The sequence below is a fragment of the Paenibacillus sp. SZ31 genome (assembly GCF_012912005.1).
GTDB lineage: Bacteria > Bacillota > Bacilli > Paenibacillales > Paenibacillaceae > Paenibacillus.
In genome coordinates, this window is sequence record NZ_JABBEA010000007.1 from 67623 (window position 1) to 86295 (window position 18673).

General features: G+C 45.2%; 19 protein-coding genes and 1 riboswitch. Of the genes, 5 read left to right on the forward strand and 14 right to left on the reverse strand.

What is annotated here, in order from left to right:
- Positions 1-3: 3 nt before the first annotated feature.
- Positions 4-1350 carry an amino acid permease gene (locus HF638_RS15435; RefSeq protein WP_169481000.1) on the reverse strand — a complete coding sequence of 449 codons (1347 nt, stop codon included), beginning with the start codon at positions 1348-1350 and terminating at the stop codon, positions 4-6.
- Between the two features lie 701 nt (positions 1351-2051).
- On the opposite strand from HF638_RS15435, the gene HF638_RS15440 reads away from it, so the two are divergent.
- Positions 2052-3202 (forward strand): IS3 family transposase gene (locus tag HF638_RS15440; RefSeq protein ID WP_169481001.1). Its coding sequence is split into 2 segments (ribosomal slippage): positions 2052-2313 and positions 2313-3202, totalling 1152 coding nucleotides; the frame shifts between segments, so codons are not numbered across the junction.
- Positions 3203-3271: 69 nt separating this feature from the next.
- Here HF638_RS15440 and HF638_RS15445 read toward each other — a convergent pair.
- The 3 genes from HF638_RS15445 to HF638_RS15455 form a co-directional block, all read right to left on the reverse strand.
- On the reverse strand, positions 3272-4165 hold the full coding sequence (locus HF638_RS15445; protein WP_169481002.1) for an aldo/keto reductase: 894 nt from the start codon (positions 4163-4165) through the stop codon (positions 3272-3274).
- Positions 4166-4453: 288 nt separating this feature from the next.
- Positions 4454-5227, reverse strand: coding sequence for an SDR family NAD(P)-dependent oxidoreductase (locus HF638_RS15450; RefSeq protein WP_169481003.1), 774 nt, complete (start codon positions 5225-5227; stop codon positions 4454-4456).
- Positions 5228-5307: 80 nt separating this feature from the next.
- Positions 5308-5796, reverse strand: a complete 489-nt coding sequence (locus tag HF638_RS15455; protein ID WP_145148348.1) for a GNAT family N-acetyltransferase — start codon at positions 5794-5796, stop codon at positions 5308-5310.
- Between the two features lie 177 nt (positions 5797-5973).
- Here HF638_RS15455 and xerS point away from each other — a divergent pair, with 177 nt between their 5' ends.
- Complete coding sequence (gene xerS, locus HF638_RS15460; protein ID WP_169481158.1) at positions 5974-7080, forward strand: tyrosine recombinase XerS; 1107 nt, start codon at positions 5974-5976, stop codon at positions 7078-7080.
- A gap of 254 nt (positions 7081-7334) precedes the next feature.
- Here xerS and mobB read toward each other — a convergent pair whose 3' ends face one another.
- Together mobB and HF638_RS15470 are read right to left on the reverse strand one after the other, a co-directional pair.
- A complete protein-coding gene (gene mobB, locus HF638_RS15465) occupies positions 7335-7868 on the reverse strand; it encodes a molybdopterin-guanine dinucleotide biosynthesis protein B (RefSeq protein ID WP_169481004.1) in 534 nt (177 codons plus the stop codon).
- A 7-nt stretch (positions 7869-7875) separates the two neighbouring features.
- The gene (locus tag HF638_RS15470) at positions 7876-9144 is read right to left on the reverse strand and encodes a molybdopterin molybdotransferase MoeA (protein ID WP_169481159.1); all 1269 of its coding nucleotides are present in this window, start codon (positions 9142-9144) and stop codon (positions 7876-7878) included.
- 170 nt (positions 9145-9314) lie between these two features.
- Between HF638_RS15470 and HF638_RS15475 the strand changes: the two genes are divergently transcribed.
- Positions 9315-9605, forward strand: a complete 291-nt coding sequence (locus HF638_RS15475; protein WP_169481005.1) for an HNH endonuclease — start codon at positions 9315-9317, stop codon at positions 9603-9605.
- Positions 9606-9713: 108 nt separating this feature from the next.
- Here HF638_RS15475 and HF638_RS15480 read toward each other — a convergent pair whose 3' ends face one another.
- The 5 genes from HF638_RS15480 to lpdD all read right to left on the reverse strand — a co-directional run bounded on the left by HF638_RS15480 (position 9714) and on the right by lpdD (position 12624).
- Positions 9714-10460, reverse strand: coding sequence for a DUF4247 domain-containing protein (locus tag HF638_RS15480; RefSeq protein ID WP_169481006.1), 747 nt, complete (start codon positions 10458-10460; stop codon positions 9714-9716).
- Positions 10461-10471: 11 nt separating this feature from the next.
- Positions 10472-10978: a DUF4178 domain-containing protein gene (locus HF638_RS15485; protein ID WP_169481007.1), complete on the reverse strand. Its 507-nt coding sequence runs from the start codon at positions 10976-10978 to the stop codon at positions 10472-10474.
- A 23-nt stretch (positions 10979-11001) separates the two neighbouring features.
- Positions 11002-11403, reverse strand: a complete 402-nt coding sequence (locus tag HF638_RS15490) for a DUF350 domain-containing protein (RefSeq protein WP_169481008.1) — start codon at positions 11401-11403, stop codon at positions 11002-11004.
- Positions 11404-11498: 95 nt separating this feature from the next.
- The gene (locus HF638_RS15495) at positions 11499-12170 is read right to left on the reverse strand and encodes a PspA/IM30 family protein (protein ID WP_076331579.1); all 672 of its coding nucleotides are present in this window, start codon (positions 12168-12170) and stop codon (positions 11499-11501) included.
- A gap of 112 nt (positions 12171-12282) precedes the next feature.
- Positions 12283-12624 (reverse strand): prenylated flavin chaperone LpdD, encoded by a 342-nt coding sequence (lpdD, locus tag HF638_RS15500; protein ID WP_169481009.1) that lies wholly within the window; start codon positions 12622-12624, stop codon positions 12283-12285.
- Between the two features lie 154 nt (positions 12625-12778).
- Between lpdD and HF638_RS15505 the strand changes: the two genes are divergently transcribed.
- A complete protein-coding gene (locus tag HF638_RS15505) occupies positions 12779-13570 on the forward strand; it encodes a polysaccharide deacetylase family protein (RefSeq protein WP_169481010.1) in 792 nt (263 codons plus the stop codon).
- A gap of 105 nt (positions 13571-13675) precedes the next feature.
- Here HF638_RS15505 and HF638_RS15510 read toward each other — a convergent pair whose 3' ends face one another.
- The 3 genes from HF638_RS15510 to HF638_RS15520 form a co-directional block, all read right to left on the reverse strand.
- The gene (locus HF638_RS15510) at positions 13676-14350 is read right to left on the reverse strand and encodes a 3D domain-containing protein (RefSeq protein WP_169481011.1); all 675 of its coding nucleotides are present in this window, start codon (positions 14348-14350) and stop codon (positions 13676-13678) included.
- Positions 14351-14352: 2 nt separating this feature from the next.
- Positions 14353-14548, reverse strand: a riboswitch (cyclic di-AMP (ydaO/yuaA leader).
- A gap of 218 nt (positions 14549-14766) precedes the next feature.
- On the reverse strand, positions 14767-15489 hold the full coding sequence (locus HF638_RS15515) for an amino acid ABC transporter ATP-binding protein (protein ID WP_017688094.1): 723 nt from the start codon (positions 15487-15489) through the stop codon (positions 14767-14769).
- Complete coding sequence (locus HF638_RS15520) at positions 15476-16939, reverse strand: ABC transporter substrate-binding protein/permease (protein ID WP_169481012.1); 1464 nt, start codon at positions 16937-16939, stop codon at positions 15476-15478. Before HF638_RS15520 ends, HF638_RS15515 begins: the two co-directional genes overlap by 14 nt.
- Positions 16940-17122: 183 nt before the next feature.
- On the opposite strand from HF638_RS15520, the gene HF638_RS15525 reads away from it, so the two are divergent.
- The gene (locus HF638_RS15525) at positions 17123-18298 is read left to right on the forward strand and encodes a M20 family metallopeptidase (protein WP_169481013.1); all 1176 of its coding nucleotides are present in this window, start codon (positions 17123-17125) and stop codon (positions 18296-18298) included.
- Positions 18299-18673 lie beyond the last annotated feature (375 nt).

The following is an 18673-nucleotide window of genomic DNA, read 5'->3' on the forward strand; positions in this document are numbered from 1 at the left end:
TACTTATGGCTTGGCTGGTGCAGACTGCGGCGGTTTGGAGCCACGTACTTTGTGAACAATATACGTGATGATGCCAAGGAACACCACAAGTCCCACACTTGCCAGCAGACCCGTTCTGCTGGCTTTTTCCATTGCTGTCCCAGCCACAGCAGCCACAATTAATACCATGGCAGTCCATACTTTGATGCGATTCCACTTCACAGGCTTCATTTTTTTAATATACGTGATGCAGATAAGCAGCCATGTATACATCAATACCAGACTACCTGCTGTCGTCACATATTCAAACAGACTCTTGGGCATCCATAATGCCATCAACGTAGACAGGAGTAATCCGGCCGCTGTGCAACATAATGCCTGAAGTGGCATGTCCTTTTTCCCCCAGGTCTTCGTAAACAGCTTCGGTGCATCTCCATCTTCTGCGAGTTTCACCAACATGGACGTAATGGCATATAGCGAAGCCACCATCGTTGAGAATCCAGCAATAATCAGAATTCCGTTGAGAATGTGGACCACTACGGTGAATCCAATGGTTGACATGGCTTTGACAAGCGGACTTTCATCTGGAGTTAACTGAGCTGAAGGCACAAGCAACAGGATCAAAGCAATCGCAATGACATAGAGTGTACTCACCGATAATAGCATTACACGACCTGATTTCACTGCATCTTTCGGTTCTTTCAGGTTAGCTGCCATCAAGCCCATAACCTCGATCCCGGCAAAAGCAAAGAATGCATAGATGAAACCGGTCCATACCCCTTTACCTCCATGGGGGAACCATTCATTCTTCAATTGTTCTGGCGTCACTTTTACAGGTAACCAACCCAGACAAGCCGCTCCTGCTATAGCTATAAATGCAACCGTTGCGGCAAGCTTAATTACCGCAAGAATATTCTCCGTTTTGGTTAATCCCTTCGCTCCCAGTGCAGCAATGAACAGACCTATAGCAGCATAGATCGCAACAAATGCCCATAGGGGAAACTTGGGAAACCAGAATTGGGAGAAGAGCCCAAGTGCTGTCAAAGAGCTGCCCATAATGAGCATTTCGGAAGCCCAGTACATCCACCCACTTCCAAAACCAGCCCAAGGTCCGAATGCTTCACCTGCATAGGTTCGAAAAGCACCTTCCTTAGGATCATCTGCTGTCATCTGCGCCAGCGCGCCAAATACAAAGTAAGTACCCGCCGCAGCGAGCACCAATAATACGAGTACGGATATGCCGGCCCAATGAATCGCGAGACTGGTTCCCAGGAAAAATCCTGTTCCGAGCGTGCACCCCGCGCCAAACAAAGATAGGCTGACCCAACTTAGCTTATCGTCGTCCTTTTTACCGTGTAGCTGACTTTTCATGAAGCTCCTCCTTCTGCCTTATCCCCTTACGATTTACAGGTCATGGAGGTTTTATGTCTGCATTACCAAAAGAATTAATTTTAGTTTACATAATAAATATTAAGTTATTTTATTCTGACGATGAATTTAAGCTGTACTTTCTTAAGCGTCATTTCTAAAAATTTATTTTCAATCCCATGTGAAATCTGTAAAAAAGTTTGTTGACTTCTATCGCTTATAATGATTTTCCTTTTTAACATGAAGGAGTGGTATCGAATCTCAATGTGATGTGGGAACTAAGGTGAGAAAATGATCTTTCTATTTTGAAATTTTCATATGTTGAATTATTATAATATAGTAGTTATTTCTTTCATTTCGAACGCTGGGCACCTCTATTTTTGCGAATCATTCTACCAGCTTCTTATTTTCGTGAAATTTCCGGTTGGCTAAAATTGAATGGCTCAATTTTGGGATTTTTCCTCTTTTCTCCGGTCTCATCGGTTTTTCGGGGACTGATGTATAGATATTCTTCTCTAGAAATTTTTCGCAGTCTCTGGTGCAATCATTATTATGAATTTTTCATATGATGAAAATATAATATATTAGCTAAAAAAAAAGCCGCCTTGATGGCGACTTTGGTATTATCCCCTCAAGGTAGACAGTGAAAAAAAGAGATCATGTTAAAATGAACTTAACACTGAAAACCGGAGGGGATTTTTGCTATGCCAGCGAAAAAGGGCCAAACTTTTAATCAATATAGTGAAGAAACGAAGAAAGAGGCTGTTCGTCTGCGATTGGAAGAAGGTTGGACATACAGTCGGATCATGGAGAAGTTTGGTATTAAGAGTGAGAGCCAGATTATTACTTGGGTACGGAAAAGCCAAAATGGAGAGAGCTTTGAGGATTACCCTGGACGTTGGACGAAGAAGCATTTTAGCAGTGCAGAAGAAGAAAATGCTTATCTGAAAGCGCAGGTAGAATATCTAAAAAAGCTCAATCCGAATTTGCACGGAGAGGGAAGCTGGATTTCGAAGCCCGGTGCCAGTCCATTCGAGAAATAAGTAAGTGGGCACCTGTGGTTTGGTTGTGTAAAATTGCTGAAATTTCTCGTGCGGGTTACTACAAATGGAAGAAGAATATCGTTCTCCGAGAGAAACGAGCAGATCGGGATGCAGATCTAAAAGCACATATTTTAGGCATTCATCGGCTTCGTCCTTATTTCGGCTACAAACGTATGCGAACCGCGTTAGGAAAAGAAAGCCTCGTGGTGAATCACAAAAAGGTACGCCGCTTAATGAGAGAACTCCAGATTCGTTCCGTGATTCGCAAGAAACGTCCATTTGCTGGCCGGAAACCGTCAGTTCTATTCCGTAATGTCTTAAATCGGGAATTCTCGGCGGCAGCTCCTGTGCAGAAACTCGTGACGGATATTACGTATGTCCGGATCGGGCATGATTTTGCTTATCTCTCGGTTGTGATGGATCTATACAACAACGAGATTGTAGCTTGGGAACTCTCCGAGCGAAATGACTTAAAACTTGTGATGGAAACGGTAAAGAAACTGAAATGTGGACCGGCCTTACTCCATTCCGACCAGGGATTCCAGTATACAACACAGAGCTATGCCAAATTGCTTGAAGAGAAGAAGCTAACAGGAAGCCATTCTCGGCGTGGGAACTGCTATGACAATGCATGTATTGAGTCGTTCTTCTCCCACTTAAAGACGGAGAAGTTATATTTGGAGAAGCCTCAGAATCTGGAACAAGCAAGGAACCAAATTACAGAGTATATGTTGTTTTACAACAAGGACCGTTTCCAAAACAAACTCGGCGACCTCTCCCCAATTGAATTCCGGGAAAAAGTCGCCGCTTAATGGAGTTTCTCTTTTTTTATTGTCTACTTGACGGGGCTATGACCACTTCACTCATATTTTTATAATTTTTTAAGTCCGGCCAGTCCAGTCAGCGCCGGCGATTTCGTTCCATCGTGCTCTAATTTCATCATATAGGTTCTGCGGAAGTGCCCCTTTAGCCACAAGATCGGCATTTTGCTGCCAGCGATTGGGCTTGGCTGTTCCTACAATAGCCGTGTCTACGCCTTCGGTACTTAGCGTAAAACGTAGTGCTGTTTCCACCGCTGCCTGGGCATCTTCACCCAGAAAACCATAGTTAAGTTCGCTTAAGCGTTTCCAGTATATAAATGGATAAGCCTCTTCTGAAAGTGTTTCATACGTCCAGGCCGCATTGGCAATAGGTCTTTTGGCGATGACACCCATGTTTCTTTTTCTCGCCTCAGGCAAAGTAAGTTCAATTGCCTCCTGATCTGCGATATTTAATGAGGTCTCCAGGCTGTCAAATACTCCGGTCTGAATCGCATATAGCGCATCCGTTGTATCCCCACTATATCCGATGAACCTGGTTTTCCCTGCTTCCTTGGCACGCTGTAGCACTTCGATAACTGCCCCTTGCCGAAGCACTTCTTCAGAACAGCTATGCAAATGGATGACATCCACATAGTCCGTTTTCAACCGCTTAAGACTACGGTCAATCGTTTGCTCCAGTACTTTGGCATCCCAATCGGGACCTTCGATCCCGGCAGCATGTCCACATTTGGTGAACAAATAGTAATCATCACGCCGATGTGACAGCACTTCACCGATTAATTGCTCGCTATCACCATAACATTCAGCCGTATCAATCACGTTTAAGCCTGCATCCAGCGCACTGTTCAGTAATGTCGCTACATCCGTTTTGGATACATTTTTGCCTATTTCCGCTCCGCCAAATCCAAGTGTACTTACGTTCATTCCAGTATTTCCGTACTTGCGCGTTTCCATGGTTATCTTCCTCCAAGTTCAGTGAATTGGGTACAGATAAATAGAAATACAGATTAGGGCGTGTCTGAACCTCCGCAGAAGTAAATTTTGCCGATTTTTCGTTCCAAACAAGGAAGTTTTCCGCAGTTGTGCCGGGGCACGTCAAGGAAAAAGTAACGCAGCAGGGGGCGAAAAGACGGTAAAAGATGCACTTCAGCGAGTTTTAGACACGTTTTATCTTCCAATATGTTATTACCCATACATTCGTTATGCCACCCACTTTTCCAGACTGCTACCAACTCAACTCATCTAGAATCCGTAGATGGACATCCCACCGTCAACCAATAACGTCTGACCCGTTATGTATCCGGCTGCATCCGATGCCAGGAACACGACAGGTCCTACCACTTCCTCCAGTTCTCCCACTCGCTGAAGCGGTGTGCGACTTACGATTTCCTGCAAATACTGGGGATCATCCAGCAGCTTTTCGGTCAAAGGTGTTCGGAAATACCATGGGCCTACTGAATTGACACGGATTCCATAATTGCCCCATTCCAGTGCGAGAACTTTGGTCATATGAATTAATGCAGCTTTGGTCGCACCATATACAACCCCTGTTCGAAGAGCCGTGTGCCCACCTACCGAAGAGATGTTGATGATCTTCCCAGTCCCACGTTCTTTCATATGCTGACCCGCCAGTTGTGAAGCGATGAATGCCGACTTCAGATTCGTTTGCATGATGGTCTCCCACTGCTCGTCCGTGACTTCAAGTGCGGGTGTCCGGATGTTCATACCTGCATTATTCACCAAAATGTCCAGACTGCCCATCTCCGAAATCGCCTCTCGAAACGTCTCTTCCAGTTGCTCTCTTGATGTCATATCCGCAGTTAGTGCGAGTGCTTTACGCCCTGTCTGTTCGTAGATGTAGGCAGCTGTCTCCTCAATCTCTCTCATCGTTCGGGATACAAGTACAACGTCACTGCCTGACTGGGCAAGTCCAATCGCAATTGCTTTTCCAATCCCTCTCCCCGCGCCTGTCACTAGTGCTGTCTGTCCATCGAGATGGAATGTAGGTACGTTCATGTCACTCACTCCCTTTATCAAATTTCAATATTTCAGCAATCATGCAAATACTTTATATGTAAGTGAAGCCCCGATTGGGATCAGGTTACAAAATACTGGCTTGGATTGCCCAGCTCTGGATGGAACTTTTCTCGAAAGCGGCCTCCTGTATACTCCCCTATAATTTTTCGCCAGAACGCCTGCGCAATGACATTGTTACGAACCTGAGTCACTTTCCATCTTCCTGGGAAACGTTTAAACAATTCATAGGCTGCCCGTGTGCCCACGCCACTGCGCCGATATTTTTGCATTACAAAAAATTCAGTCAAATAGTAGTCATTATCCTTACTTCCAGGCTCCAGTTTCTCCACCAAAGCAAACCCTGCAGGTGCCCCATCACTTGTAATCAAAAAAGGAAACTTGCGGTCCTCTTCTGTCCAGAATGCTTCCAAACCCGGATATTCCGGAAAAATACCGTTACTGTCCACATCAATATTCAGATATTTGGTAAAATCATAGAGATAAAATTGCATTAAATGCCGAATCACCTGACTGCGTTCCCGGGGAACCAGTTCTATTTGCATATTCATCCGGTTCACCTCCTCTGCTCTACGTATACTGATTACTTTAAAGGTTTACGCGCTGAAGGGCAAGGAAGCATCCGCTACCTGCTGCCTGCTTCAGTGAACAAGTTGTGAGCATGTAAATTATGGTACACTAGAGCATAGAATACTAACACATTGAATATTAATTTATATGTTTTTCACATGGAGGTGTCGAACTTGACCAACGTGCAAAAAGAGATTGATCGACGCAAGCTGGATGACAAACTACCTTCCATGCCTTGGTTCGTTCAGCAATTCATGGACTACAAGCTGCCTGACCTGTCCCCCTCTACCCTGCTCGAATATTTAAGAGATTACGAAGCTTTCTTCGGTTGGTTGCGAGCAGAAGGGCTATCCGACGCAAGCTCTAATAAAGAAGTTACGTTGACTGAACTTGAAGTCCTACGAATGGATTCGGTTACGGCCTATCGATTATTTCTAACAACCAAACGAGAAGGAACTAATTCCAGAATTACCGTCTCTCGCAAACTCTCTTCCCTTCGCTCCCTTTTCCATTACCTGAGCCAGATTGCGGAAGATGAAGACTTTTATCCTTTGTTGAAGCGGAACATTATGGCCAAAATCGAGATCAAGCGTACCCATAAACCCAAGGACACCGCTGCCAAACTCAAAGGTAAAATTCTGGAGGAAGAGGAACTTCTCGAATTTATCGGATATATCCTTGAAGGTTACGCTGTCGATATGGAGAAGAATAAGCAGGCCTTGTACTCCCATGAAATCAACAAAGAACGGGACGCCTGTATTGCCAGCCTGATTTTGAATTCCGGCTTACGTGTGTCGGAGGTCGTGAACCTGAACGTCGATGACCTCGATCTGAACAACAAACTCCTGTATGTTTATCGCAAAGGTAACAATGATGAGACGTACAAAACTCCCGTTTATTTCAGGGAACAGGCCAAGGACGAGCTTGCAACTTATATGAACCTGCGGCAATCACGTTACCGCACGCCCAAGCGGGAGAAAGGTCTGTTCATTGCCATGCGCAACGGAGATTCCGAAGGCAGCCGAATGACCAAGAGAGCAATTCAGGCCATGATCATGAAATACGCCAAGCGCTTTGGCAAACCATTCTTGACCGTACACAAATTACGCCATTCATTCGCAACCGACTATTATCTGCAAAATGATATCTACAAAACGAAGGAGCAGCTTGGACACGCTTCTACGGAAACAACCGAGATCTATGCTCACCTTACCGACAAAACGATGTCCGAAGCCATCGAACGTCGTACTGACGATGGGATGTAACATTCCTAACATAATAAAAGCAGCAAACCGCATCAAGGACTTCGATCCGAGAAAGGTCTGCTGCTTTATTTTGTTTTTTTACAACATTCAAGGAAAAGAAGCACCAATAATTTTAGTTTACATAATAAATGTTACGTTATATTAGAAATGGATCAATAATGCTCTCTGTACATTCAATCAGGTTTCAATCATGTGCAGCGACGATAATGTCCCACTTCTTTACGTTTCCACGATTCGATTTCAGCATTCTTCCTTCACTTGCTCTCAACCATCTGTAACAACGCTTGGGCTATATACTCCGTTTCATGAACCGAGTACCATGTTATATCCCTGTTTACGCCGCTTAGCTCCATCACCTGATCTAGAGATAACCATGAGATCATACCCACTACCCTTTCAAGGCGATCCACTAGTGTCAGATCTTTCTCTTCTCGAACCATCACCAACTTCGGATAAGAAGCCTCTTTGAATCCCTCTATAACAATCCAATCATACCCGGATAGACGACTTAACATATCCTCCAGCCTGGTTGCTTGTCGCTCCATAATGGCAGTGCGTTTCTCTGACATAACAACCACCGCCGCGGCCCCTGCCTCCCCAAATCGATACGAATCCGTTCCTTCTTGATCTATCTCGAAATGGTCGTGTCCATCATGCTTAATCGCGGCTACCTTTAGTCCCATGGAAGAAAAGTGATCAATTAGCGCGGCTGTCATGGTCGTCTTGCCCGTGTTCTTGTATCCAACTATCTGTATGATATGTGGTTTTGTTCCACTCATTTTAGTCATATACCAACTACCTCACATGACCTGAGGGCAGTTTGAGAATGCGCACCTGTTCCCCCGCAGGAATGCCTTTTTTCTCAGGAGGAATAACAATTAGACAATCACTGTCCTTAATCGTAATCATCACGCTGGATTCATCTACACGGGCAGCAGCGGGTATGGCATACACCATTCCGTTGCGGATCTCTGTGCGTCCACGTACGAATCGTGTGAAATTGTTTACTTTGGCGTACCCTTCTTCCAAGGTCGCAGTCCATTCTTCCAAATAAGGATGAGCATCGGCTTGCATGGAACGAATGGTTGGACGAACAAATAGACCAAAACCCACAAAACAAGCCCCTGGGTTACCCGAAAGCGCAAAAAGTAATTTGTCTTTGTACACAGCAGCTGTGGTTACACTGCCTGGTCGCATCGTCACTTTGTTAAACAACATCTCCACATGTTCTTCCAACACAAGTTCACCCATAATATCATAATCCCCGACAGACACTCCGCCTGTGGTCACCACGATATCATTATCTTGAATGGCTTCTTCCAGCTTCACCCTTGCTGTGTTCACATCGTCAGCAATGGAACCATACATTACCGGCTCTCCACCTGCTTCAACGACTAGAGAACGCAACATATAACTGTTGCTGTTCCGAATCCGACCTGGTTGCAGTGGCTCATCTACATCAAGCAATTCCGTTCCTGTGGCGAATATCGCAACCTTAGGACGTTGAAATACAGGTACTTCTGCAATGCCAAAAGTCGCTAACACGGACTGCTCTCCTGCCCTGATGATCGTTCCTGCTTCAAGCAGTTTCTGACCCTCCTGGACTTCCAGTCCGATTGGTGTGATGTTAGCGCCCGACAATATCTGTCGTTTCAATGCAATCCACTGTTCTCCGTTCTCTTCCTTACTCTCAGTCATCTCCATCATGACCACGGCATCCGCACCTTCAGGAACCTGTGCTCCTGTCATGATGCGAGCCGTTGTACCTGAAACAATGGTGTGGTCCGAGGTGTAACCGCAAGGAATTTCGTCAATTACCCGAAACCAGATTTGATGATCACTCGATGCATCTAGGGTATCTGTACTTATAATTGCGAATCCATCCATACCCGATCTGCGGAAGAATGGATACGGATGAGGTGCCTGAATAGTCTCTGCAAGTGTACGTCCATGGGCAGATTCGAGGCCAACTTTCTCTATGGAGCCTGAAGTCACGCGTGCAGCTATTTTGGCTTGGGCATCCGGTACCTGTACAGCTGTACGATTGAACTTGGCAGTTGTCATATCATATGAATGTGAGTTTAGTTTCAAAAGTATTCTTACCTCCTAGAGACATATCATCGTTTAAGAAAAGTGTAGCCCGAATGCGGTAAGATGACAAGTACATCGCTCACATCCAACATGAAAGCAAGCGTATATGCCCATAATACAAATGCAAAGGGAGGCGATACATCATGAGTGAACGATGTGAATTATGCGGAAGAGAACCTGTGGACACGACCATTCATCATCTGACACCCAAAGAAATGGGCGGAACTTTTCTGCCTACGGCCAATCTGTGCATCCCCTGTCACAAACAGATTCATTCGCTATACACCAATCGCGACATTGTAACTCTCGGTCTCACGGACCTGCAATCCTTGAGACAGGATGAACGAATGATGCCATTTATCCGCTGGATTCGCAAGCAGCCTGCTTCAACGATTCCCCGCGTACGCAAATCCAATCATGTTCGCAAATCGTAAACCAAAAAGAACAGCTCCAAGGTAATGTGCCGGCGAGATGAATCCGCCTTCCCTTTTCGCTGTTCTTAAATAAACTATTCGCTTGACAGCGACGCTTACGATTAAATGTTATCTACGCCTCATAATGCGGCCGCCGCCCACTCTGGTTTTTGGTTTTTTATAAGATTTCTTAGGTGAATCAAACAATCCGCCCAGGCCACCACTGCTTTTGTTGCGATCAATGGTTCCCTTGCTCTGATCCTTGTTACGGTTGAATAATCCTCCGCCAGATCCCACGCTTGAATCTTTATCGCTTCCGCGCCTTGTAATTGTACCTTTCCGATCCACAGTAATGGGTGGAGCAACCTTCTTGTCATTACTCGTTGGTGTACGGTAAGATCCTGCACTCGGTTTATACGTATCTTTATTGGTATAACCCCGATAATTACCATTGCCCCGTCCACCAAAAGAATCGAACAGATTACCTATTAATGTAGCAGTCAGGTAACCTTGTAAAAAAGATGAATCGTAGTTCTGCCGAACATACTCCTTTGAGTCCACCTCAACCAAGGTATCCTCCGGCTTATTCGGATCTTGTTGCAGATGATAATACTCGTCCTGATACACCAGGAACATACGCTCTGTGTTCTCTGCCGAGATCTGATCCGATTGCCTTTGGTCAGACAATTCCTGAGCCACTTCCGGAACCGTTCGGTCCGAGGCCCGGTACACATAGGACGTTGAGTTACCACTGCCACTAACCGATTCAAGCGGATATGTGTCCTGAACAGAAGGTGCTCCGCACGCGGACAACAGAGACATCACAAGGCTGAGGACCAGCATTAATTTTAATCCATGTGCCAAGCGTTTTTTCATTGGAACCTCTCCTAGCTCGAACGAATCACTTTGATATCCGCAGGAATAATGGACTCACCCTCATACAATGTAAATCTTCTGTCTTGCCACTCTACGCGAAGAAGCATATTATCATCCGACTGATACTGCCATACCAATTGTTCTCCTGCCTGGCCATACGGAGTTCTGCCTGCCGTAGATACCATGCCATCATATTCTTCCTCCAGATGATATGCGCGTCCATCCAGGTCCAGCAATGTAGGCACCTCATCAGGTGCATCTAGTCTGCCATCAATTGCTATATATAAGGCATAACGGGTAATTTCCCGTTCTTCGATATGCAAATATCGAAAGGCGGTACCATCCTGCAGCGTAAGCACAACTGCATTTCGAGCGCGATTTTGTACCCGACCAACGACTTCATAAGTGACGAGAGAAACCTCACAGATATCACCAGGTGCAAGCTGTAGCATGGTTTTCTCTGCCTGCGGCGGTTCAGGTTTCGTTAGTATTCCTTTAATTCGTTTCCATACACTCATGAGAATTACTCCTGTTCCTTATCTTATAAACAAGCTGCAATAATCAGTGCGCCCACGATATGTAAAGCGCCAGAGAACAACCCATATCCTGTTTTTCCTTGCTGAATTCCGGTATCCAGATCCAAAGTGGCCCATTTGCGAATCATAAAGTGTACGACACTCTCCAGAATCAACAAAATGATAAAGGATACAACGGAGACCAACAGTGCTTCTCCCAGGTGACCAGCCGTAGAAATAGACGTAGCGAGTACATACCCTTGTGCAAATAACTTCATAACCATACGTGTAGTAACGGCCATATTGCCAGCCTTAACTTCAGCAAAATCCTTATATTTCGTGAACAGTGAATCAACATACATCAGGACAAACAGCAAAACCGAACCAGATACGGTCCAGACCAGCATCGCCAAAATGTTCAAATCCATTTACACAGCCCCCACATATCAACATGAACCGCATTTAAAAGCGAAGGAGAAACGCTCTTCTCCTCCGCTGGTTAACCCTGCTGACAACCAAGGTGTTAGTTCTTATTATCGTACTGTTTCATCAATGCTGCGAGTTCGTCTTCAACAGCCTGGTCTTTACCCAACTTCTCGAACTCTTCGTCCAAAGACTTGCCTTTGGAGGACATTTCGTTGCTTGCTTCTGCCTGTGCTTCCATCTGCATCATTTTCTCTTCCATACGCTTCATGCCAGCACTTGCCGTATCAGAGCCAAACCCATTCAACGCTTTGTTGATTTCCGTTTGAGCTTTTGCTGCATTGTAACGTGCTACCAATGTCTCACGTTTGTTCTTCATTTGAGTCAACTGCTTACGCATCTCGTCGAGCTTGCCACGCAGGTTATCTGCAGAAGCCTTGTTCTGATCATAGCTGGTTTTGTACTCAGCCATCTTCTCTTCAGCAACCTTTTTCTCTTCTAAAGCACGTCGAGCCAGATCCAAATTCTGAGCACGAGCCGCCGTATGCGCCTGCTCTTCACGTTTCTTCACCAGAGCTTCCTGCTCTTCGAATAGCTGCTTGAATTTCTTCTCAATGGCAATCTGTGCGGCTACTGCTTTCTCCGCATCTTCCAGATCCTCTTGCATATCACGGATATATTGGTCCGTCATCTTGATTGGATCTTCCGCCTTGTCAATAATGGCATTGATATTAGACATTGTTAAATCACGCAATCGTTTGAAAATGGACATTATGTTATTCCTCCTAGTCGATATTACATCGTATATAAACATACATACGTAACAATCTACAACTCGTTTCAATTTTAGCAAATAAAATCAAAACTTGCGATTGCTCTTCATGTTAGGAAGATCCTTTATCCTTGTTCAGATGATCCTCCATTAGCCTCTCTGCAGTCTGCACGATTTCGTCGATCTGCATCCGTGTAATGGAATCAAAATGGATACCCATGATCACCGTAACGGTTACTTTCAGCTGCAGGGCGGCCTTTCGGGCAAGCCGCTCACACAGCTCTTGTTCCTTGTGACCCGGAATATGTACCGTCGTCCCGCTTACGCGCTCATGATCCACGTAGAACGTGGCTACAGCGCCAATATGCGCCTTTCCTCCGGTAACGAGAAAAACCTTATCATCTCCTGCCTCAATCACTTGTAAACGTATCGATTTCAAATCATATGTACTCATAACCATCCACCTATCCTTCTCTATATGTTATATATGGAGGAATTATGGCTTTAACAAGATAAATCCGCAATGAAAATTCTCACACTACGCATATTTTATGGACACCTCGGACATACCAAGGAGAACATCATTTTTGGAAAAGGAGGCCGTTATTATGCGCGTACGCCTCATTATGCTGATGGTTATCGTTATTTTTTTCGGAGGATACCATGCTCCAGCTTCATCGCGGGATGCTTCAAGCCCGCCAAGTGAATCAGTATCAGTTTCAGATTCCGCGGAAGAAGAACAACTGACATTGGGACAATTACGTCAAAAATATGCGGATACGTTCAAAACGAATGGTCCTTCAACGAAGCAGGTTGCCCTGACTTTTGATGACGTGCCCGATCCACGATTTACTCCACAGGTATTAGATGTATTGAAGAAATATAAAGTCAGAGCTACATTCTTTATCGTTGGTAGTCGTGCTGAGAAACATCCGGATCTGGTGAAACGTATAGTTAAGGAAGGGCATATTGTTGGCAATCACAGCTACAATCATCCGGAATTCAGTAAGCTGTCGATGAATGCCTTTCGCAAACAAATTTTACATACTGGGGATATCATTCATCACCTAGCAGGATATACGCCCAAGATGATCCGGCCACCTTACGGAGATATTAATGAAGAACAGCTGCAATGGGCTGCCAGACAACACTATAGCATTGTGAACTGGAACGTTGACTCACTGGACTGGAAAGGCCTCTCCAAGGAAGAGGTGAAGGATAACATCCTATCTGCCGTAAAACCCGGTTCCATCGTTCTGCAACATGCCGGGGGCGGTGTGGGTTCGAACTTGAATGGCACGATTGAGGCTTTACCTGAAATTATTGAGGAACTGCGTAATCGGGGGTATGAACTGGTCACCTTGGACGAGATGTTGGGGTTGCCAAAAGCCAAGGATTAGGATGTCCATGTAGGAAATGATGACGATGTTAAAAGGGTGCCTGTTCAATCGCAAGTAGCGACTGGCAGACACCCTGTTTGATTTCGGTTAGATGTAATTAATTTTCTACTTCAGAATATACAGCTCGATATCCTGGAAACCAAATGTGCTTACGGACTGCTTGCTACCAGGGATAAAGATATCAATCCGGTGACCCTTGATTGCACCACCAATATCACGTGCTGTCGCTACAAAAGCCTGCTTTGGCAATCCCGGATGGCTGTGACCGGTTACCAGTACTTTGGTTCCCAGTGGAATCACACTGGGATCAACCGCAATCGTACCCAATTCAAGATCATTCCCGAAGTAATCCACAGCACCCCATCCCCCATTTTCGGACGGATCTGCAGAGTATGCCGTTGCTTTCACGTTCACTGCTTTACTGTAATCGAACGTTTTTCCCCAGGCTTGAACAACTTTGTTATCTGCGTTAACGTCCAAGCTTGCTGTAGTAACAGTCTTCGCTTGGGTCTTGCTCTCCGTAGCCGCAGCAGCTGCTACATTGTTTGCCTTACCGGGAATCTTAATTTTTAAACCACCATAAATGTTGTAAGGCGAAATGTCGTTGTTTGCTTTAACCAACGTGTTGAGTGCTACTCCATACTGTTTCGATAAGGTGTAGAAGGTATCCCCTTCTTTGGCCACATGAACTGAATCTGCGTGAGCCGGAACGGCTTGAATGAGCATTGCTGTTGTCATTAATGCTACTGCTGTTTTGGCTATACGTTTCTTGTTAATCATGGTCTTCCTCCCTCATTATGCCTGCGAAGTTAGTTGTCGGATTCGGATGAGGAGCCACCCTATAGGTTCTTCGTTACATGTGAAACGTTATGTACCCCTAATTCACCCCAAGCAGTGTGCCTTAGATCTTCCCCCTGCACGGTCTGCATCGTTACATCCCCCGCACTCCCTGTCCGGAAGTTTCGGCAGAGTTCAATATATCACAATTTTGTAACCTGAACTTGTAGTAATTCTTACCAAATGGTTTTCAGCATGTCATCAACTGTAAGAATACTGGATAATTCAGAATAGTTTGACGAACCGATTTCTTTATATTTGGTAACAGAAAAGTTACTTTTCGAATCCTTAAGTGATTATTTCGCATAAAAAAATAGCGTCACCGACTCGAAGTCAGTAACGCTATTTGATCAGTTCTTTTAGAGTACTTTCGCAAGAAAATCACGTGTACGTGAATTTTTCGGTGCTCCAAACACCTCATCTGGTGTTCCCTCTTCTACAATAACCCCGCCATCCATGAACAGGATCCGGTCTCCCACTTCACGTGCAAAACCCATCTCGTGCGTCACAATGACCATGGTCATCCCGCCTTCTGCAAGACGTTTCATGACATCCAGCACTTCACCGACCATCTCGGGGTCCAGTGCTGAAGTAGGCTCGTCAAACAGCATCACATGCGGTTGCATGGCCAACGCTCTTGCAATGGCGATCCGCTGCTTCTGTCCACCGGACAGCTGATTTGGGAATGTATCTTTTTTATCGTACAAGCCTACCGTGTTAAGCAGATCAGCAGCAATTTTCTCCGCTTCCTGCGTGGATTGCTTCTTCACTTTAATTGGAGCAATCGTGATGTTTTGCTGAACCGTTTTGTGTGGGAACAGGTTGAAATGCTGGAACACCATGCCCATTTTTTCACGAGTCGCATTGATGTTGTGCTTCGGATCGGTGATTGATACGCCTTCAAAATCAATCTCTCCCGAGGTAGGCTGTTCCAACAAGTTCAGACAACGCAAGAATGTACTTTTACCTGAGCCGGAAGGACCGATAACCACGACAACCTCACCTTTGCCAATCGTCACGTTAATGCCCTTAAGTACATCGTTATTACCATAAGATTTGTGTAATTGTCTAACGTCTATCACTTGCACTCAACTTCCTTTCCAGTCGTCCCAGCAGCTTGGACAAAATGAACGTCATTACAAAGTAGATGGCTGCTGCAATTAGAAACGGACTCAACCCTTGGAACGTAATGTTCTTGACCACGCTAGCCTGATACATAATATCCACCATACCGATAACGGAGATAATGGAGGATTCTTTGATAATAGTCACGAATTCATTACCGATCGCTGGTAATACAGCTTTGAAGGCTTGCGGCAATATAATGTAACGCATTGCTGCCCCTCTGCCCATTCCGAGGGAACGCGCTGCCTCCAACTGACCACGATCCACACCTTGGATACCTGCACGGAAAATCTCAGCCAGATAGGCACCACTATTAATGGAAAGTGTGAGAATACCCGCTTGAAGAGCAGAGAAATTAATTCCAAACGTCAAGGAAATACCATAGTAGATAATCATCAGCTGTACCAGCATCGGTGTACCACGGATAACTTCAACATAAGCCGTACCGATCCAGCGCAAGATTGCAGCGTCATGCAAACGGAACAAACAGATGATCAATCCGATGATAACCCCAAATATTACACCAAGTGCAGATAACAGGAGCGTGTATCCTACACCTGTTGCATAGAAACTTTTGTACTCCCAGAATACTTGGAAAATATTTTGTGATTTGTTCGCTTTATCCGCCATCAAGAGGCTGGCGTCCGTCACCATCTGATTGATTTTATCTTCACTTTTCAGTCGCTCCAGTGTTCCATTTACTGCAGCTAGCAGCTCGGTATTACCTTTACGAATCCCGATTGCCGCTTCTGCTTGCTCTTCGTCCGGAACAGCAGCAGCAAGTCCAATGATATCGTCCAGATAACCTGCAGCAACCGTATCTTCAACGATTGCCGCGTCAATTCGTTTTGTTTGAAGTTGAAGCACGATATCCGAGATTTTATCCAGCGCAGTAAGCTTCGCTCCTGGAATACTCTGTCCGATCGTTTCCTGAATGGAGCCTTTCTGAACGCCAATCTTCGCATTTTCAAGTTCTGCCATGGTTGGATATTTGTCTTTATCCACATTGCGAACCATAATCACTTGTTTTGATTTATAATAGGTGTCGGAAAAATCGATACTTTTCTTCCGCTCATCCGTCGGCGTCATACCTGAAACCACCAGATCAACACGCCCGCTCTGCAATGAAGGCAGAAGACCGTCGAAGCCCATATCCTCAATCACAAGCTCAGCGCCAAGATCTTTGGCAATCTCTTTGGCGATCTCAATATCGAAGCCGACGATTTCATCTTTGCCATTAATCACTTTATGGAATTCATATGGTGCAAAATCGGCACTTGTACCGAGCACCAGCTTTTTACTGCTTGAATTATCTGTAGTTCCACTTGCAAATGCCACAGGAACGGCAGTCGTCAGCAGAATAACAAAGGTCAACAGCATCATGGTGTAACGACTTATCAATTTCAACCTTTTTCTCTCCCCTTACAATACTTTGTATGCTTCTCATGTTGATGACTGAGTCATTATAAAGTACAATGCATGATTATGCAATGCATTTTGACATTACAAATCTTGACTTGTTTCTGAAAAAATGAAGCAAACATGATATAATCAATGGATTATTTTCATTTTTGCATAAGGAGTTTACTAATGACATCTAATAAATCACAGATCCTGACGGTTATTGATCAATATACTTCCCGTTTTAAAGCCATTTCATCATATATCGGTGCCAACCCCGAACTGGGAAATGAAGAGTATCTCGCTTCTGCCCGTTTGAAAGAAGAATTGCTCTTCCATGGTTTCACTGTAGAGGCTCCAATTCTGGGACTGGACACAGCCTTTATCGGAACCTATTCGGCCGCCAAACCCGGCCCTACCATCGCATTACTGTGTGAGTATGACGCTTTGCCGGAGATCGGTCACGCCTGTGGTCACCATCTAATCTGCATGATGAGTCTTGGTGCTGCTGTTGGGCTGAAATCCATTCTGGATGAAGTAGGTGGAACGATTAAAGTGTTTGGTACACCAGCTGAAGAGACACGAGGTGCGAAAGTTCCGATGGCAGAAGCAGGCTTGTTCGATGACTGCGATGTCGCTCTCATGGCGCATCCGTATTATGCCTACGAAAAGTCCGGCAGTTCACTGGCTATTGATGCTGTACAATTTGAATTCCATGGCCGCTCTTCACATGCTGCTGCAAGTCCGCACGAAGGCATTAATGCACTTGATGCTGTCATTCAAACGTTCAACGGGATCAACGCATTCCGGCAACAAGTGAAAAGCACCGTTCGCATTCATGGTGTGATTAACAACGGAGGGCAGGCAGCAAATATCATTCCTGACTATGCTTCAGCCCAATTTTATGTACGTGCAGCAACTCGCAAAGAACTGAATATCCTCACAGAACGTGTGATTCAGATCGCTGAAGGTTCTGCTCTCCAGACAGGTTGCAAGCTGGTGACATCCAACTATGAAACGTCCTACGATGAGATGGTCACCAATGAAGCATTCTCAGCTGCTTTTAGTCAAAATCTAATGGAACTCGGCATCCCGCAAGAAGAGATTGTGAGTGGTAACGATCATGGCTCCATGGACATCGGTAACGTCTCCCTGAAATGTCCTGCCATCCATCCCTACATTCGTGTTGTAGACGAAGTGCACACACTGCACTCCATAGCCTTCCGTGATCTTGCACTCCAAGAGCGTGCGCTGGACGGGATGATTTTGGGAGCCAAGGCACTCGCTACAACAGCCTACGACGTCCTGAGCCAGCCGGAGTTGCTTCAATCCATCCGTACAGAGTTCGAGCAAGCTATTCGCTAAGAATCGCTTCAACATGCTATACAGGGGTGCCCTGAACAGACTTGAAATCCAAGCTTGTTCAAGGCACCCTTTTCTTGATTTAGCTGTGAGTATATTCAGTAAGAAGCTGGATATGCTGTGAAAGAAACCCTTGAAAACACTGAAAACAATACATTTTATTACAGGAATTGTGTTTCGTTTGCTGGCTAACTTGGTTAATTATAACTATAAGTGCGTGTTCAAAAGACCGGTTTTCAGTACCGAGAAGATGGGATAAAGCTAGAAATGGAGTAGCGGAGCGTAGGCAAAACTACGTGAGCAACGGACATTTCGGCTGAATTCCATATTCGATGCCAATGATGCCGATAGGCATCACTTTTAATCAAAAGCGGGCTT

Excerpts from the sequence above, each read along its gene's own strand:
- HF638_RS15445 (WP_169481002.1), bottom strand. The coding sequence starts at position 4,165 with ATGGAAACGCGCAAGTACGGAAATACTGGAATGAACGTAAGTACACTT.
- HF638_RS15505 (WP_169481010.1), top strand. The coding sequence starts at position 12,779 with ATGCGCGTACGCCTCATTATGCTGATGGTTATCGTTATTTTTTTCGGA.
- HF638_RS15485 (WP_169481007.1), bottom strand. The coding sequence starts at position 10,978 with ATGAGTGTATGGAAACGAATTAAAGGAATACTAACGAAACCTGAACCG.
- HF638_RS15490 (WP_169481008.1), bottom strand. The coding sequence starts at position 11,403 with ATGGATTTGAACATTTTGGCGATGCTGGTCTGGACCGTATCTGGTTCG.
- xerS (WP_169481158.1), top strand. The coding sequence starts at position 5,974 with ATGGAGGTGTCGAACTTGACCAACGTGCAAAAAGAGATTGATCGACGC.
- HF638_RS15525 (WP_169481013.1), top strand. The coding sequence starts at position 17,123 with ATGACATCTAATAAATCACAGATCCTGACGGTTATTGATCAATATACT.
- HF638_RS15455 (WP_145148348.1), bottom strand. The coding sequence starts at position 5,796 with ATGAATATGCAAATAGAACTGGTTCCCCGGGAACGCAGTCAGGTGATT.
- mobB (WP_169481004.1), bottom strand. The coding sequence starts at position 7,868 with ATGACTAAAATGAGTGGAACAAAACCACATATCATACAGATAGTTGGA.
- HF638_RS15435 (WP_169481000.1), bottom strand. The coding sequence starts at position 1,350 with ATGAAAAGTCAGCTACACGGTAAAAAGGACGACGATAAGCTAAGTTGG.
- HF638_RS15495 (WP_076331579.1), bottom strand. The coding sequence starts at position 12,170 with ATGTCCATTTTCAAACGATTGCGTGATTTAACAATGTCTAATATCAAT.
- HF638_RS15470 (WP_169481159.1), bottom strand. The coding sequence starts at position 9,144 with ATGACAACTGCCAAGTTCAATCGTACAGCTGTACAGGTACCGGATGCC.
- HF638_RS15510 (WP_169481011.1), bottom strand. The coding sequence starts at position 14,350 with ATGATTAACAAGAAACGTATAGCCAAAACAGCAGTAGCATTAATGACA.
- HF638_RS15475 (WP_169481005.1), top strand. The coding sequence starts at position 9,315 with ATGAGTGAACGATGTGAATTATGCGGAAGAGAACCTGTGGACACGACC.
- HF638_RS15450 (WP_169481003.1), bottom strand. The coding sequence starts at position 5,227 with ATGAACGTACCTACATTCCATCTCGATGGACAGACAGCACTAGTGACA.
- lpdD (WP_169481009.1), bottom strand. The coding sequence starts at position 12,624 with ATGAGTACATATGATTTGAAATCGATACGTTTACAAGTGATTGAGGCA.
- HF638_RS15480 (WP_169481006.1), bottom strand. The coding sequence starts at position 10,460 with ATGAAAAAACGCTTGGCACATGGATTAAAATTAATGCTGGTCCTCAGC.